This is a genomic window from Haloarcula sp. MBLA0163, assembly GCF_055632435.1.
In genome coordinates this window covers 589,366-604,676 of sequence record NZ_CM145745.1, presented here as the reverse complement: position 1 = coordinate 604,676, position 15,311 = coordinate 589,366, and the positions used below count along the sequence as shown (strand labels likewise).

Genomic DNA, 15,311 nt, shown 5'->3' with positions numbered 1-15,311 from the left:
CGGGCCTATTCGTCCAGCTTCGCGCCCGTGTTGCGTGGAGCGACGACGTGGACGTCGCCGCCGACGCCGGCGGCGTCGAGCGCGGCCCGGCCCGCCTCTCTGGCCGCGGCGGTGCCGTCGGTGTCGGTCAGCCCCCACACCGTCGGTCCCCACGAGGACTGGCCGGCACCCGTGACGGCGGGTGCTTCGGCGAGGCGTTCGACGATGGTGCCGGCGGGCGGGCGGTAGACGCCGCCCTGCTCGTCGGCGTACCACGCGCCGTTGAGTCGACCGAGGCGGGCGGCGGCCTGTCCGAACTGCCGGCGGTCGCGGGTCCCGATAGCGGGGAGGAGCCGCCGGGTGAGCAGCGTCGATATCTCGTCGGCGATGCCGGGGTCGGCCCGCTCGACGGCCTGTCGCATGCTCCGGTCCTCCTCGCTGCCGCTCTGTCCCGGGTCGCTGTCGGGGACGACGAGGACGAACCGCCAGTGGGCGGGCACGTCGTGGCGGGCCAGAATCGGCGGCACCGCCCAGTCGCCCTCGGCGGGCGGTTCGGCGGTGAACCGCTCGGTCGGGTGGCCGCCGTCGACCACGAACCCGCCCCGCTCGAAGGTGGCGACGCCGATGCCGCTCCGGCCGCCGCGACCCAGTCGCGGCGCGTACGTGCGAGCGTCGGCAGTCGTGTCGTGGGCGCGAGCGACGGCGACGAGGGTGGCGAGCGCGAGTTGCGTCCCGCTCCCGAGACCGACGTGACGGCGGAACCGGTCTTCGACGCGGACGCGCGCACCGGGGACGTCCAGCGCCTCGACGACGCGTTCGGCGTACGCCGTCGCCTCGTCGTCGTCGCAGTCCACCTCGTCGGCGGGGTGGGCCTCGACGACCAGCCGCGGCTCGTCGAGCGCGAGTCCCACCCCACCGTAGAGGCGTTCGTGTGCGAGCGAGAGGTTCTGGAAGCCGAAGTGGAGTCGCGCCGCCGTCGTGACCGTCGCCATACGGCGGCGTTGGAGACGCCCGGGAAAGAACCTACTGTCACCGGATGGTTTCGCCAGCGACGGCCGCCGGACCCGGCCGAACGCGATAGTCACGGTGCTTAAGACCACCCGCGGCTTTCCTCGGAGTATGAGCCAGCAGGAACGCCGCGAGCGTTCGGAGAAGGACCCGGACCTCCGGTCGAACGAAGTCACCGAGGGCACCGAACGGGCGCCACACCGGGCGATGTTCCGCGCGATGGGGTACGACGACGAGGACCTCGCCTCGCCGATGGTCGGCGTCGCCAACCCCGCCGCCGACATCACGCCGTGTAACGTCCACCTGGACGACGTGGCCGACGCCGCCTACGAGGGCATCGACGCCGCCGGCGGGATGCCAATCGAGTTCGGTACCATCACCATCTCGGACGCCATCTCGATGGGGACCGAGGGGATGAAGGCCTCGCTCATCTCTCGGGAGGTCATCGCCGACTCCGTCGAGCTGGTCTCCTTCGGCGAGCGGATGGACGGTCTCGTCACCATCGGCGGCTGCGACAAGAACATGCCCGGGATGATGATGGCCTCCATCCGGACGGACCTGCCGAGCGTCTTCCTCTACGGCGGGTCCATCATGCCCGGCGAGCACGACGGCCGCGAGATAACCATCCAGAACGTCTTCGAGGGCGTCGGCGCCGTCGCCGACGGCGAGATGACCGAGGACGAACTCGACGAGATGGAGCGGCAGGCCTGTCCCGGGGCCGGCTCCTGTGGCGGGATGTTCACCGCGAACACGATGGCCTCCATCTCAGAGGCGCTCGGGTTCGCGCCGCTGGGCAGCGCCTCCCCGCCGGCCGAGCACGAGTCCCGCTACGACGTGGCCCGCGAGAGCGGCGAACTGGTCCTGGACGTCGTCGAGAACGACCGGAAGCCCTCGGACTTCCTCACCATCGAGAGCTTCGAGAACGCCATCGCCCTGCAGGTCGCCGTCGGCGGGTCGACCAACGCCGTCCTCCACCTGCTGGCGCTCGCGGCCGAGGCGGGCGTCGACCTCGAGATCGAGACGTTCAACGACATCAGCGCCCGGACGCCGAAGATAGCGGACCTCCAGCCCGGCGGCGAGCGCGTGATGAACGACCTCCACGAGGTCGGCGGCGTCCCCGTCGTCCTGAACGCGCTGCTGGAGGCGGACCTGCTCCACGGCGACGCACTGACCGTCACCGGCAACACGATGGCCGAGGAACTCGCCGACCTCTCGCCGCCGAGCATCGAGGCCCTCGACGTGGACTTCCTGCACCCCGTCGACGACCCCATCCACGAGCGCGGCGCCATCCGCATCCTCTCGGGCAACCTCGCGCCCGACGGCGCGGTCATCAAGATCACCGGCGAGGACCACCTCCACCACGAGGGGCCGGTCCGCGTCTTCGAGGAGGAGTCCGGCGCCATGGAGTACGTCCAGGAGGGCAACGTCGAGAGCGGCGACGCCATCGTCATCCGCAACGAGGGGCCACAGGGCGGCCCCGGGATGCGCGAGATGCTGGGCGTCACGAGCGCCGTCGCGGGACAGGGCCACTCCGAGGACGTGGCGCTGCTGACCGACGGCCGCTTCTCCGGCGCGACGCGTGGCTTCTCCATCGGCCACGTCGCCCCCGAGGCCTTCGTCGGCGGCCCCATCGCCGCGCTGGAAGACGGCGACACCATCACCATCGACATCGACGACCACGAACTGTCCATCGACCTCTCCGACGAGGAGATACAGCGCCGCCTCGACGACCGCGACGCCCCCGAACCGAACTACACGAACGGCGTGCTGGCGAAGTACCACCGCGACTTCGGGTCGGCGGCCAACGGCGCCGTGACCAACCCCGGCGCGAAGTGGGACTGAGGCGACGAGCGACCGGACCGATTCCACGGGACGCGAACTGAGTGAGCGTCCCGTCGTTTTCGCCCACGTTTTTCGAGGCGCGGTGCGCGAACACCGTGAGCGCACCCAACGACGAAAAAGGTGGACGACCGTGAGTTCGGGTCGGCGGCCAACGGCGCCGTGACCAACCCCGGCGCGAAGTGGGACTGAGGCGACGAGCGACCGGACCGCGAGTCACAACACACGAATAAGTGGAGGTCCAATCCCGTGTCGTGTCCGAGACGTACGTCTGCTCGAACTGCCAAACGACGGTCACCCGCCCGTTCCAGATCCGGTCGATCATCCGGACCTGTGACGAGTGCGGGCGGAACGGCCGCTTTCTCCACCGCTCGCTCGTCGACTCGCTGGAGTCGCTGCCCGCCGAGGAGCTGCCCGACGACTGGGAGACGATGCCGCTGGACGAACGGTTCGAAGCGGCGCTGAAACAGGGCCTGATTCAACTGACCCGGAACTGAACGCCGGTTTCGAGCGACCCCCGACGCGAGTCGTGGCCCGACGCCGAGCGAGTGAAACCGTAGTGGTCCGTGCTGTGAAGTCCTGTGCGTCTGCCCCGCACGGCTGGCGCTACGGAACTGACGAGCGAGACAGCGGACGTGGTGCCGCCGTCGTATAAGTTGGAGTGGGACCGCCGAGATTCGAACTCAGGTCCTACCGACCCCATCGGCAGAGGATACCGCTACCCCACGGTCCCGCACTCGGGCAGACGAGTGTGCTTTAATTAAGGGCTTCGCTTCGGCCCCGCCGTGGTGGGGTGTGCCGCGGTCACGGGAGGTGCGACTGGACCGCGAGACGGCAGTCGCGGAGGAACGGTCCCAGGTCCGACGGCCAGAGGTAGTCACAGTCCGGGTGGCGACCGAACGACGCGACGAGGTCCCGGAGTGCGGTCCCGAGCTCGGGCGGGTCCACCAGCGGACAGTCGTAGGTCACGAGGCTGTACAGGTAGGACGCCTCGCCGCGGAGTAGGTGGGTCCCGACGCCGGTCCGGTAGTCGGTGGTCTGGGGCACCGGGTCGCCGCCGGCGAGCCGCCAGATGGCCCACGGGTAGTCGGCGCCGGCGCGGACGTCACAGGACAGCGAGGCCCAGAGCCGCGGGTTGACCTCCATGAGCAGGTACTCGTCGCCGTCCGTCGGGCGGCGGAACTCCACCTCTGCGGGGCCGTGCCAGTCGAGCGCGTCAAGGAGCGCGCGGCCGGCGCGTTCGAGACGCGGGTCGAAGACGGACTCCCGGTAGACGCTGGCACCGCCGGTGTACTTGAACCCGCGGTGCTGGCGTATCTGGCTGGTCATCACCGGGTCGCCGTGGTCGTACAGCGCCCGGAAGGAGAACTCCGTCCCCCGGACGTACGACTGCGTGACGGGGACGTGTTCCATCCGTTCGACGAGCGCCTGCCGGTCGGGCGTCTGGCCCGGTTCGAGGTACACCGTCGAGGGCGGCTTGTGCAGGTCGCTCGAGGGGATCGCTCGGTCGTACGTGTCCGTCAGGAGCGCGTAGCGCGACTTGACGATACGCTCGTCGGTCCAGTCAGTGACTGCATCCAGCGGTTCGGTGGCCGCGATGGGGACGTCGGCCGACGCCGCCGTCGCGAACAGCGCCAGTCGGTCGTGCGCCTCGCGGACCGTCTCGAACGACGGCCAGAGCGGTGCCACGTGCTCGGCGAACGCGTCGCGGTGGGTCGCGAGGACGAACGCGTCCTGTTCCCGGCCGGGCAGGATGGCTCGCACGTCGGGTCGGCGCGCCAGCGAGAGGAGCGCCGACGCGTACGCGTCGGGGTCCGCCGGCGTCGGCAGCGGGACGAACTCGTCGCAGTACCGCGACCGGGCGCTCGGCGGGAGGGTGTGGTCAGACGCGACGACGGTGTCGACGCCGCGCCGCCCGAGCGAGCGGACGGCAGCGATACTTCCCGGCGACCCGTTCCCGATGACGACTGCTGTGTCTCCCGTCTGCGCTCCCATCGGTCTCTAGGACGAGAGCGGGCAGTAGGTAACGCGGAAATTACCGGGCCGGTCCCTCCCCGTTACCGCAGGTAAGACTCACTTATCGCCGCTCAGACCAGGACGCGTTCGAGTTCGACGACGGTCCCGCGCTCGGCCGCGGGGTCGCCGACCAGCGTCCCGAGACAGACGGCCGCGCCGTCGGGCGTGTAGCACGCGACCAGCGCACCCTCGTCCGGCGTCGCGCCACCGACCCTCGCGGGGCCGACCTCCACGACGCCGGGGGCGTACACCGGCGCCCCGTCGGCGACGGCCCGCGCGGCGCTGGGGGCGACTGTCACGCGCGGGAGCGCGATGAGAGCGCGTTCCGCTGGTTCGACGACCTCGCGGAGGGGTGTCTCGTCCCCGTCCTCGGCGAACGCGAGCGCGTCCACCAGGTCGTGCATCGTCTCCAGGTCGGCATCGTCGAAGGTGCCCGTGGCGGTCCGGCGCAGGTCCCCCATGTGCGCGCCCGTCCCCAGCGCCAGTCCGAGGTCGTGACAGAGTTTGCGGATGTAGGTCCCCGACGCACAGCGCACGCGGAGGAGCGCCCGACGCTCCTCGCGTTCGAGGACGTCGAGGTCGTGGATTCTGCGGGTCCGCAGCTGTCGCTTCACGGCGCTCTTCCGCGGCGGTTTCTGGTACACGTCGCCCTCGAACTCGGCGACGACCGACTCGAAGTCGGCTGGGGCGCGGTCGTGCAGTTCGAGGACGGCGACGTACTCCTTGACGGCGTCGTCGAACACCCGGGCCGCGCGGGCGGCGTCCCCCAGCAGAATCGGCAGACAGCCGGTCACCTTCGGGTCGAGCGTGCCGCCGTGGGCCACCCGAGACTGGCCGGTGGCGTCCCGGACCCACGCGGCGACCTGGTGGGCCGACGGGCCGGGGGGCTTGTCGAGGTTGACGACGCCGAAGGCGAGCAGGGCGTCGACGTCGCGGTCGTCAGGTGGGTCGCGGAGCGGCATGGCTCAGAACTCGTAGCGGATGCCTTCGACGGGAGCCTTCCCCTCGTCGCCGTCGGGTCGGTAGGAGTCGATGGCGTGCAGCGAGACGCTCAGGACGCCCTGCGGGTCCCAGCGGGCGGTGTTCACCGAGAGGTCGTAGATGGAGAGGTCGTCGAAGTCGATGTCGTAGTAGTCGTTGTAGCGCTGGGCCTCGCTGTCGCCGCGCTCTTTGGTCTCCGTGCGGGCCTGTTCGAAGGGCTTGTTCTCCCGCTGTGCGATGCGGTCCGCCCGGACGTCCAGCGGCGCGGTGAGCCAGAGCTTGATGTCGGCGTACTCCCCGGCCATCCACCCGGCGAGGCGGGACTCGAGGACGAGGTCGTCCCGTTCGGCGGCGATGTCCCGGAGCCGTCGGTCGAGGTCGCGGTCTATCTGGTCGTCCTCCTCGGCGGCCTTGTTCAGTTCCAGCGGCGTCATGCCCCGTTCCTCGGCCAGCGAGCGGAAGATGTCGCCGCCGCTGACGTGGTCGTAGTCCAGCGCGTCGGCCAGACTCTTCGCGAGCGTGCTCTTCCCGCTGCCAGCGGGGCCAGAGACGGTAATCAACATAGTCACCCTCCGCGGGTGGCGATAAAAGGAGTTGTGTCTTCGAACCGCACCGCGACCCGTCGCGGACGGGTCAGGTGCCGGTCGGCGTCGTCTCGACGTTCAGCGCCTTTCGGATTATCTGGGTGAACGAGAGCGAGCACAGGAAGTACCAGAGGATCCACGCCTGGAGCGGCCCGGCGGCGCCCTCCCGCCACGAGTTGACCTCCCCGAGTATCGGGAACGTGACGACGGGTGGCTCCAGCGACATCCCGGTGCCGAACACCATCCAGTAGAGCCACAGGAAGATGGGGATGTTGATGAGCATTATCCAGACCATCGGGCGGAACTGCTTCTTGAACATGCCCATCTGGTCGGTCATGAGTTCCATCTGCTCCTCTTCGAGGCGGTCCAGTGCCTCGTCGTCGCCGCGCTCCTTCGCGGCCTCGCGGCGTTCCTTGAGGTCCTGCATCTTCTCCTGATGGTCGCCCATGCCGGACATGTCCATCAGTTGGTCCTGCAGAATCGAGGACGTCGAGCCGGTGAACACGGCCAGGACGAGGATGACCACGTAGAAGGGGACGACCTCCGCGAGCGGTCCCAGCGCGACGTCGATGACGCCGCCGATGGCGTCGCGGACGGAGTTGAGCGAGTAGCCCGCGAACAGACCGAGCGTCGCGAGCCCGGCCAGTTTGTCCCACGTGCTCCAGCCGCTGTCGTCCTCGTCGTCCTCGGGAGCGGCGTCGGACTCTTCGAGGGCCTCGCGGACGCCCTCCGGGTCGTCGACGACGAACCCCTGGCCGTCGGCGTCGACGAGCAGGCCCGACTCGATGAGTCGCCCCCACTCGCCGCTGGTGATGTCGTCGCTGACGTCACTCCACGTGACGGTACCTTTCTCCTCGGCGACGGAGAGGACCTCTGCGAGTGCGTCGGTCATTGCTTCGCCCTCGTCGGCGAGTCGTTCTACCTTCGGCGCGGTGCGTGCCATTGTACTGTGTTCAGCAGTGACGACTTATCAACGTTTATTCTGCGTGTGCGTCGACCGCGCTCTCGATGTCCGCCCAGACCTCATCGGGCGTCTGCTCGCCGTCGATGGCGACGAAGCCGTCGTGGTCCTCGTAGTGGGCGATGACCGGCGCCGTGTTCTCGTCGAAGACGTCGAGTCGGTTCCGCACCGACTCCTCGTTGTCGTCCTCGCGCTGGATGAGTTCGCCGCCACACTCGTCACAGACGCCTGCTTCCTCGGGTTGGTTGAACTCGACGTGGTAGTTCGCGCCGCAGTCGTCACACACCCGGCGGCCGGTCAGCCGGTCGACGAGTTCCTCGCGGGAGACGTCCAGCGAGAGGATTACGTCGAGGTCGGTCATCCCCTCGAGTTCCTCGGCCTGCTCGAGGTTCCGGGGGTAGCCGTCGAGTACGAACCCGTCGGCCTGCGAGAGCGCCTCCTCGACGATGGCGTTGACGACGGCGTCCGGGACGAGGTCGCCGGCCTCCATGTACTCCCGCGGCGTGTCGTACTCGGTGTCCATGTCGCTGATGTCCATGTCCTTGTTGGCTCGCAGGGCGTCCCCCGTCGTGACGTGCTCGACGCCGTAGGCGTCGGCGAGGTTGGCGCTCTGTGTGCCTTTGCCGGCTCCCGGCGGTCCGAGAATCAGGAGTCGTGGGTTCGACATGGACGCCGGTTCTCCCGCGCTCGTTAAATGGTTGTCCAAACGCGACTGGGCCGGACCGACGGCGGGACCCCCGTCTGCCCCGACCCAAATCCGTAAAGCCGCGGCCCACCAGGTGCCGGTATGCTCGAAGCAGGCGACCCTGCACCCGACGTGAGCGCACAGAACCAGTACGGCGAGACGGTGAGACCGGCGTTCGAGTCCCCGACGGTCGTCTACTTCTACCCAGAGGACTTCACCGGCGGGTGTACCATCGAGGCGCGGGAGTTCCAGGACGCGCTCCCGCAGTTCCGCGAGGGCGGCATCACCGTCTACGGCGTCTCGATGGACGACGTCGAGACCCACGACGAGTTCGCCGAGGAGGAGGGCATCCTCTACGACCTGCTGGCCGACCCCGACGGGACGGTCGCGGAGGCGTTCGGCCTCGACACCAGTTCGGGGCGGACCGACCGTCGGACGTTCGTGCTGGCCGACGGCGAGGTCAAGGCGGTGTACGACCCGGCGATGGCGGACCCGTCGGGCCACGCGGAGGAAGTGCTGACCGACACGCGCAACGCGTACGTCCAGGGCGGGTAACCGACGCGACGACGGCGCCCGCTACGCCGGCGGCCCGTCCCACGCCTCGCCGTCGTCCTGTGGGTCGTAGCCGACGGTCGCCCGGGCGTACGCGAGGTCGTCGAGCCAGCGGCGCTCGTTCGCACTGACGCCGTAGAAGTGGTCCCACTCGACGCTCTCGTCGTCGAGACAGCACGCGACCAGCTGCGCGCAGTCCCGGCGGGACTGCCAGAGCCCCTTCATCCGGGCGACCTGTTCCGCGTAGGCGTCGCTCCCGCGCTCCCAGCGACCCTCCTCGACGCCGCGTTCGGCGTCGCCGTAGGGGTGGTCGTACGGCGGGTCCCGCACCGCGCCGATGCGGAGCCCGTAGAACCGAATCCCGTGGGCTTCGGCCGCCAGTCGCCCCACGTCCTCGCCGTAGCTCTTGGTGAGTCCGTACCGGGAGTCGGGCCGGTGGGGTTCGTCGTGGCCCGCGCGGACGCCGGTGTCGTGGTAGACGTCGGGCGCGTTGCGCACCTCCACCATCCCGACGGCGTGGTTCGACGAGGCGAACACGAGGCTGTCGAGGTCGGCGTCGACGGCCGCCTCGGTGACGTTGTGGATGCCTTCGAGGTTGTCCGCCAGCGGTTCGGACCACCCGAGCGAGCGGTCGTCGGGCCCGCCGGTACCGGGCGTCAGTGCGAGGTGGACCACCGCGTCCTGCCCGTCGAAGTGAGGCCGTATCTCGTCGTAGTCGCGCACGTCGGCGACGACGTCCGTCCGTTCGCCGGCGTCGACGTCGAGCCGCGTGAAGTCGTAGCGGTCGGAGAGGTGGTCGGTGATTGCTGTCCCGACGGTGCCGTTCGCGCCCGTGAGGAGGACGTCCATACACCGGGTCCACACGGCCGGCGTATAGGTGCTCTGCCGAGGGGGACGACGGCACGCCGAAGGGTTGGCCAAAACACATTTATCGACAGTCCCCCGTGTACATGTCAATGGGTCAAAAACTCAGCGAGCGGCTCAAGTCGCTCGTCGGTGGTCCCGGACGCGGTGCCAGAGGGCGGAACGAACCACGCGACGACGCCGGGACGTCCCTCTGGACGTGCCCCGACTGCGAGAAGACGTTCATCGTCGACGAGATGGAGCGGTGTCCGGACTGCGGGACGGCCGTCGAGGAGACGCCGACGGAGCGCGATCTCGGACTCCTGTAGCTCAGAACACCTGTGCGCCGCGGCCGATGCGGGTCTGGTAGGCCCGCGCGTCGATGCCCCGGTCGCCGAAGGTGTCGAGCATGGCGCTCGCGATGGCCCGCTGGTCGGCGTCCTCGCAGGCGGCGATGACCGTCGGGCCGGCCCCCGAGATGGTGACGCCGGTGGCGCCGGCCTCGAGCGCGGCCTCCCTGACGGACTCGTAGCCGTCGATGAGCTTCGCTCGCGCTGGCGTGACGACGGTGTCGTGCATCCCCTCGCCGACGAGGGTCGGGTCGTCCCGGTGCATCCCCGTCGTCAGCGTCGCGGCGTTGCCGACGGTCTCGACCAGTTGGTCGACGCGGGCGCGTTCCGGAACGACCCGCCGGGCGTCACGGGTCGAGACGACGATGTCGGGGAGGCAGGCGACGAGCGGTATCGAGGCGTCCACCTGCCGCACGCCCGACTCCGTGGCGATGGTGAACCCGCCCATGATGGAGGGCGCGACGTTGTCGTCGTGGGCGTCGCCGGAGACGACCGCCTCGCCCTTCGCGGCGATGGGGACCAGCTCCTCCCGGGAGTAGCCCCGGTCGTACAGTTCGTTGAGGCCGACGGCCGCCGCGGCGGCGCTGGCGGCCGACGACCCGAGCCCCGACGCCGGGCGGACGCCCTTGTCTATCTCGATGTGTGCGGGGGCCTCCAGCGCCTCGGCGACGGCGCCGACGGTGTTCTTCTCCGGGTCCTCCGGGATGAACTGGCTCCCGGCACCGGTCACGTCGATGGTCGTCCGGTCGGCCTTCGTGAGGCGAACGACGTCCGCGGGCCGCTCCAGCGCGACGCCGAACACGTCGAAGCCACTGCCGAGGTTCGCGCTCGTGGCCGGTGCCCGGACGGTCAGCATGCCTGCGAATTTTTCCAGTGTGGTCAAAAAGGTAGCGGACCGCCACAGCGACGCCGCAGTCGGCTTTCAGGATTGAGAACGCAGACCCAAGGCATAAACCACGGAGTCGGGTCCTACCGGTAGAAAGGGGATGGAGGTCGAGGTAGAGACCGTCGTGGCGCTGGGGAGCCTCGTCGGCGGAGTCGTCAGTGCGGGTCTCGCCGGCGGCGCCTGGCGCAACCGCTCGGTGGCCGGCGCCGTCCCGTTCGGGTGGCTGATGGTCGCGGCAGCCGGCTGGTGTTTCCTCGAGGCCGCGTGGGTCGTCACCACCGACCCCGCCGTCGCGACGGCACTGTTCCTCGCGATCCGGGTCATCTCCGGCCTGATGGTCGGCCTCTGGCTCCTGTTCGCACTGATATACACGGGCCACAGGGCGCGGATTACGGCCCCCCGCCTCGGCGTGCTGTTCCTCCTCCCGTCGACGTACGCGCTGCTGGCGCTGACGAACCCGCTCCACGGCCTCGTCGTCGCCGACGCGACTCTCTCGACCGTCGCCGGACGGACCTTCTTCGTCGGGCAGACGGGACCGGTGTACACCGCACAGACGGTCGCCTCGCTGCTCCTCATCGTCGCCGCGTACGGCCTGCTCGGGGAGTTCCTGCTCAGGTCCCGGAACCTCCACCGCAAGCAGACGTTCGTGGTGCTCGGCGCCGGGGTACTGACGGGGTGTGCTCACTTCCTGTTCGTCTTCGGCGTGACGCCGCATCCGGGCATCAACGTCGCACCGCTCACGCTCGCGCTGAACGGGCTGTTCGTCGGCCTCGCACTGTTCCGGTACGACTTCCTCTCGGTCGCACCGCTGGCCGGGGACCTGCTGGTCGACGAACTCCCCGACCCCGTCCTCGTCCTGGATTGTGAGGGCGTCGTCATCGACTACAACCCGGCCGCCGCCGACGCGATAGCCGACGGCGACGACATCGAGGGAGCACACGTCGACGACGTCGCCCCGGGCCTCCTCGACGACGTGGACCGCGGGCGTCTCCTCACGGTGGGCCACGGGTCGGCCTACTTCGCCCCGCAGACGAGAGACATCACGGACCAGCACGGGACGGTCCGCGGTCGACTCGTCCTGCTCCGGGACGTGACCGGCCAACAGCGCCGGCAGGACCGTCTCGAGGCGCTCCAGACCGCCACCCAGCAGTTCATCGAGGCGAGCCAACCGGAGACGGTGGCGCGGTTGACCGTCGACTTCGCGACGCGCGTGCTCGACCAGAACGCCGCCGGCGTCTTCCTCTGTAACGAGCTCGGGCACCTCGAACCGACCGCCGTCAGCGACGCCGTCGAGACGTACGTCGACGACGACCTGCTGTACGTCGACCCGGAGGAGATGCCCGAGGACAACCTCTGGCAGACCTACGACAGCGGCGAGCGCCGTATCGCGTCGTTCGACGGGGACGGGGTCGGCCCCCTCGAGACGGCGCTGATGGTCCCGCTCGGGGACCACGGCGTCCTCGCCATCGCCTCCGAAGGCGAGCAGTACGCGCCGGAGGACCGCCAGTACGCCGAGATACTCGCCCGGACCACGCAGGTCGCACTCGACCAGGTCGAACGGGAGCGAGAGCTCCGCGAGAGTCGCACCGCAGTCAAGCGACGCAACGAGCAGATAGAGTTCTTCAACGGCGTGCTCAGACACTCGCTCCGGAACGGCCTGCTGGTGATACGCGGCCGCTCGGAGCACCTCCGCGACCACGTCCCCGAGGACCAGCGACGACACCTCGACAGCGTCACGACGTGGTGTGAGGAGCTCGCGGCGACGAGCGAGACGATCCGCGACATCAACGAGACGGTGACCGCCAGCGAGAGCGAGCGGCTGGAGGTGGTCGAGCTCGGCGAGCAGCTCCGGCAGGTGGCCCGGACGGTCAGCGAGGAGTGGCCCGACGCCACCATCGGCGTCGACGTCGGCGACGAGCGCGTGCTGGCGAACGGGCTCGTCGACGAGGTGTTGCTGAGCGTCCTCGAGAACGCCGTCGAGCACAACGACGGGACACCACACGTCACGATCACGACCCAGCAGGCGGGCGACTGGGTGCAGCTCAGGGTCGCCGACGACGGGCGGGGTATCTCCGACGACCTGAAGGCGACGATGTTCGAGCGCACGCTCACGCCGAACCAGACGGGCGACGGGTTCGGCCTCTACTTCGTCTCCGTGATGATGGACCTCTACGGCGGGAACGTCTGGTTCGAGGACAACGACCCGACCGGGACCGTCGCCGTCCTCGAGTTCCGGCGGACCTCGCCCCAGCGCACGTCGGCGCCGACGCGGACGGGCGTGGTGTACACCGACGACCCGGCGGTCGAAGCACAAAGTAAATCCCGCGACGACTGATACCCCCGCGTATGATAGGCGTCGTCGGCGGCGGCATCGCGGGGCTCTCTGCGGCGTACCGCCTCCAGCAACGCGGCCACGAGGTCCGCGTGTTCGAGGCCAGCGACGACCTGGGCGGGCTGGCCGCGGTGTACGAGACGGCCGGGGACCCCATCGAGAAGTTCTACCACCACCTCTCGAAGTCCGAGGAGACCATCGTCGAACTCGCCGCTGAGCTGGGGCTCGGCGACGACGTCGAGTGGCGCATCGGGAAGAACGCCTACTACGTCGACGGCGTCGTCCACCCGATGGACAAGCCGTGGGAGATTCTCTCGTTCCCCCACTGGAGCCTCTACGACAAGTTCAGGCTGGGGATGCTCACGCTAGACGTCGACGTGCGCGGCGGCGTCCCATCCTTCGACACCTACGAGGAGCTGTCTGACTTCGAGGACGTCCCCGTCGAGCAGTTCGCCCGCGAACACACCACGCAGAACGTCTACGAGACGTTCTTCGAGCCGCTGCTGGACGCGAAGTTCGGCGACCGGAAGGACGACGTGAGCGCGGCGTGGCTGCTGGGCCGCATCAAGTTCCGCGGCGAGCGAGACATCCTGAAGGGCGAGGTGCTGGGCTACCTCGACGGCGGGTTCGGCCGCCTGCTGGACGCCCTCGTCGACGCCGTCGGCCGCGGGAACATCGAGACCGGCACGCGCGTGACGGACATCGACACCGCCGACGGGGTGGTGACGGGTCTCACCGCCGAGCGCGACGGCGAGGCGACGACCCACGACGTGGACAGCGTCGTCGTCGCGACGATGCCGGACGTCCTCGAGGACCTCACCGGCTACCCCTGTGACATCGACTTCCAGGGGACGGTGTGCTCGGTCGTCAGCATGGACGAGTCGCTGATGGACACCTACTGGCTCAACATCGCCGACGAGGCCCCGTTCGGCGCGCTCATCGAGCACACCAACTTCGTCCCCCGCGAGCGCTACGGCGGCGAACACCTGCTGTACGTCGCCCGCTACATCCAGTCCCCTGAGGAGGACGTCTGGCAGCAGGACGACGAGGAGGTGCGCGAGACGTGGCTCTCGGGCATCGAGGACCTGTTCCCCGAGTTCGACCGCGAGTCGGTCAACTGGGTCCGCACCGCGCGCAACCCCCGCACCGCACCGATATACGAGCGCGGGTACGTCGACATGGTCGTCCCCTACGACCTCGGGGACGCGGTGGCCGATGGCGTCTACTACGCCGGGATGGCCTCGAGAGCGCAGTACCCCGAGCGGTCGCTCAACGGCGGCGTCGTCGCCGGCTACGAGTGCGCCGACCGCATCGACGGCCGCGGAGGGGCCGAGACCGACCGCGTGACACCGACTGCCGAGTGAGCCACGAGGCGGCCACTGACCTCTCGCTGTCGCCGGGCGTGTACGCCCTCAGCGTCACCGGTGGCTACCAGCTCGCCGACGGCGCGACGGACGCACCGGAGGGACGCACGGAGTTCGTCGCGCTCGCCCGCGTGGAGACGGCGATACCGGTCGGCGGGTCCGGGCGGACGACCGAACAGGGGTAGCCGGCGGGTCGCTCCGCCGCTGCACTCTTTGTCACGGGCGTTCACGGACAGGTATGCGTCGCCGTCAGTTGCTCGCCGGCGTCGCCGGCGCGCTCGGGACCCTCGCCGGCTGTCCGGGCACCGGTCGGGAGCGCCCGACGCGGACGCCCGCACCGGTCCCGACCGCCGACCGCGTCGCGACGACAGCCACGGCCGAACCCCCGGCGGCGAGGTTCGACGGCGAACCGTGTCCGACGTTCGACGACCGCACCGACCAGAGCGTCTGTGGCCACGTCGCGACGGGGGCGTCCGCACTCCGCCTCAGGCCCAGTCGTCCCGTCGTCACACTCACCGATGGCGCGCCGACCGCCCCACTGCGTTTCACGCTGCGGTGGCGGGGCTTCGAGGACCTCTCGGTGTTCGCCAGGAGCTGGTACGTGATGCGAGCGACGGGCGAGGACGGGTGGACCCAGACGGCGACCGCGTCCGCCGACTCGCGGCTGGTGTGGCTCAGCCCCGGCGAGCGGTTCGACTGGGTGCTCGGCGGCGCGACCACCGGCGAGCGGCTCGAACCCGTCGACGCGCGCGTCGCTCCCGGCCGACACGCGTTCGTGGTCCAGACGGTCGAGGGCGGGTCGGGACTCCACAGCGAGTGCGTCGGTCTGTTCGACGTCGTCACCGACGAACAGGCGAGGACGGCCGGCCTATCGGGTGGGACGCCCTGAGGTCGGTCCCGCCGGCCGCCGAACTCTTTGCCGTGCCCGCCG

General features: G+C 69.7%; 16 protein-coding genes and 1 tRNA gene. 8 read left to right on the top strand and 9 right to left on the bottom strand.

Features of this window, described 5'->3' with window-relative positions; genetic code table 11:
* Positions 1 to 5: 5 nt before the first annotated feature.
* Positions 6 to 971 (bottom strand): beta-ribofuranosylaminobenzene 5'-phosphate synthase family protein, encoded by a 966-nt coding sequence (locus ACV7GQ_RS03055; RefSeq protein WP_470312084.1) that lies wholly within the window; start codon positions 969 to 971, stop codon positions 6 to 8.
* 127 nt (positions 972 to 1,098) lie between these two features.
* On the opposite strand from ACV7GQ_RS03055, the gene ilvD reads away from it, so the two are divergent.
* Together ilvD and ACV7GQ_RS03045 are read left to right on the top strand one after the other, a co-directional pair.
* The gene (gene ilvD, locus ACV7GQ_RS03050; RefSeq protein ID WP_470312083.1) at positions 1,099 to 2,829 is read left to right on the top strand and encodes a dihydroxy-acid dehydratase; all 1,731 of its coding nucleotides are present in this window, start codon (positions 1,099 to 1,101) and stop codon (positions 2,827 to 2,829) included.
* A gap of 251 nt (positions 2,830 to 3,080) precedes the next feature.
* Entirely contained in the window at positions 3,081 to 3,323 is a 243-nt protein-coding gene (locus ACV7GQ_RS03045; protein ID WP_470312082.1) for a hypothetical protein, read from the top strand.
* A 165-nt stretch (positions 3,324 to 3,488) separates the two neighbouring features.
* Here the strand turns inward: ACV7GQ_RS03045 and ACV7GQ_RS03040 are convergent.
* The 6 genes from ACV7GQ_RS03040 to ACV7GQ_RS03015 all read right to left on the bottom strand — a co-directional run bounded on the left by ACV7GQ_RS03040 (position 3,489) and on the right by ACV7GQ_RS03015 (position 8,035).
* Positions 3,489 to 3,559: transfer RNA gene (locus tag ACV7GQ_RS03040), tRNA-Pro, on the bottom strand.
* A gap of 71 nt (positions 3,560 to 3,630) precedes the next feature.
* Complete coding sequence (locus ACV7GQ_RS03035) at positions 3,631 to 4,821, bottom strand: carboxylate--amine ligase (protein WP_470312081.1); 1,191 nt, start codon at positions 4,819 to 4,821, stop codon at positions 3,631 to 3,633.
* A gap of 92 nt (positions 4,822 to 4,913) precedes the next feature.
* Positions 4,914 to 5,804 carry an RNA-guided pseudouridylation complex pseudouridine synthase subunit Cbf5 gene (locus tag ACV7GQ_RS03030; RefSeq protein ID WP_470312080.1) on the bottom strand — a complete coding sequence of 297 codons (891 nt, stop codon included), beginning with the start codon at positions 5,802 to 5,804 and terminating at the stop codon, positions 4,914 to 4,916.
* A 3-nt stretch (positions 5,805 to 5,807) separates the two neighbouring features.
* A complete protein-coding gene (cmk, locus tag ACV7GQ_RS03025; RefSeq protein WP_470312079.1) occupies positions 5,808 to 6,386 on the bottom strand; it encodes a (d)CMP kinase in 579 nt (192 codons plus the stop codon).
* 70 nt (positions 6,387 to 6,456) lie between these two features.
* Positions 6,457 to 7,350 carry a DUF106 domain-containing protein gene (locus ACV7GQ_RS03020; RefSeq protein WP_470312078.1) on the bottom strand — a complete coding sequence of 298 codons (894 nt, stop codon included), beginning with the start codon at positions 7,348 to 7,350 and terminating at the stop codon, positions 6,457 to 6,459.
* A gap of 34 nt (positions 7,351 to 7,384) precedes the next feature.
* Positions 7,385 to 8,035, bottom strand: coding sequence for an adenylate kinase (locus ACV7GQ_RS03015; protein ID WP_470312077.1), 651 nt, complete (start codon positions 8,033 to 8,035; stop codon positions 7,385 to 7,387).
* A 120-nt stretch (positions 8,036 to 8,155) separates the two neighbouring features.
* Between ACV7GQ_RS03015 and ACV7GQ_RS03010 the strand changes: the two genes are divergently transcribed.
* Complete coding sequence (locus ACV7GQ_RS03010; protein WP_470312076.1) at positions 8,156 to 8,608, top strand: peroxiredoxin; 453 nt, start codon at positions 8,156 to 8,158, stop codon at positions 8,606 to 8,608.
* Positions 8,609 to 8,629: 21 nt separating this feature from the next.
* Here the strand turns inward: ACV7GQ_RS03010 and ACV7GQ_RS03005 are convergent, their stop codons facing one another.
* Positions 8,630 to 9,454 (bottom strand): NAD-dependent epimerase/dehydratase family protein, encoded by an 825-nt coding sequence (locus tag ACV7GQ_RS03005; RefSeq protein ID WP_470312075.1) that lies wholly within the window; start codon positions 9,452 to 9,454, stop codon positions 8,630 to 8,632.
* Positions 9,455 to 9,561: 107 nt separating this feature from the next.
* On the opposite strand from ACV7GQ_RS03005, the gene ACV7GQ_RS03000 reads away from it, so the two are divergent.
* Positions 9,562 to 9,777: a hypothetical protein gene (locus tag ACV7GQ_RS03000; protein WP_470312074.1), complete on the top strand. Its 216-nt coding sequence runs from the start codon at positions 9,562 to 9,564 to the stop codon at positions 9,775 to 9,777.
* A gap of 1 nt (position 9,778) precedes the next feature.
* On the opposite strand, the gene ACV7GQ_RS02995 is transcribed toward ACV7GQ_RS03000, so the two are convergent.
* Complete coding sequence (locus ACV7GQ_RS02995) at positions 9,779 to 10,654, bottom strand: homoserine kinase (protein ID WP_470312073.1); 876 nt, start codon at positions 10,652 to 10,654, stop codon at positions 9,779 to 9,781.
* 130 nt (positions 10,655 to 10,784) lie between these two features.
* On the opposite strand from ACV7GQ_RS02995, the gene ACV7GQ_RS02990 reads away from it, so the two are divergent.
* Genes ACV7GQ_RS02990 through ACV7GQ_RS02975 form a run of 4 tightly spaced genes read left to right on the top strand, consistent with a single transcriptional unit; the run spans position 10,785 to position 15,269 of the window.
* The gene (locus tag ACV7GQ_RS02990) at positions 10,785 to 13,019 is read left to right on the top strand and encodes a sensor histidine kinase (RefSeq protein ID WP_470312072.1); all 2,235 of its coding nucleotides are present in this window, start codon (positions 10,785 to 10,787) and stop codon (positions 13,017 to 13,019) included.
* Positions 13,020 to 13,030: 11 nt separating this feature from the next.
* Positions 13,031 to 14,380: an NAD(P)/FAD-dependent oxidoreductase gene (locus ACV7GQ_RS02985; protein ID WP_470312071.1), complete on the top strand. Its 1,350-nt coding sequence runs from the start codon at positions 13,031 to 13,033 to the stop codon at positions 14,378 to 14,380.
* Entirely contained in the window at positions 14,377 to 14,565 is a 189-nt protein-coding gene (locus ACV7GQ_RS02980; RefSeq protein WP_470312070.1) for a hypothetical protein, read from the top strand. The genes ACV7GQ_RS02985 and ACV7GQ_RS02980 overlap by 4 nt, the downstream gene beginning before the upstream one ends.
* A 53-nt stretch (positions 14,566 to 14,618) precedes the next feature.
* Positions 14,619 to 15,269, top strand: a complete 651-nt coding sequence (locus tag ACV7GQ_RS02975) for a hypothetical protein (RefSeq protein ID WP_470312069.1) — start codon at positions 14,619 to 14,621, stop codon at positions 15,267 to 15,269.
* Positions 15,270 to 15,311: the final 42 nt, after the last annotated feature.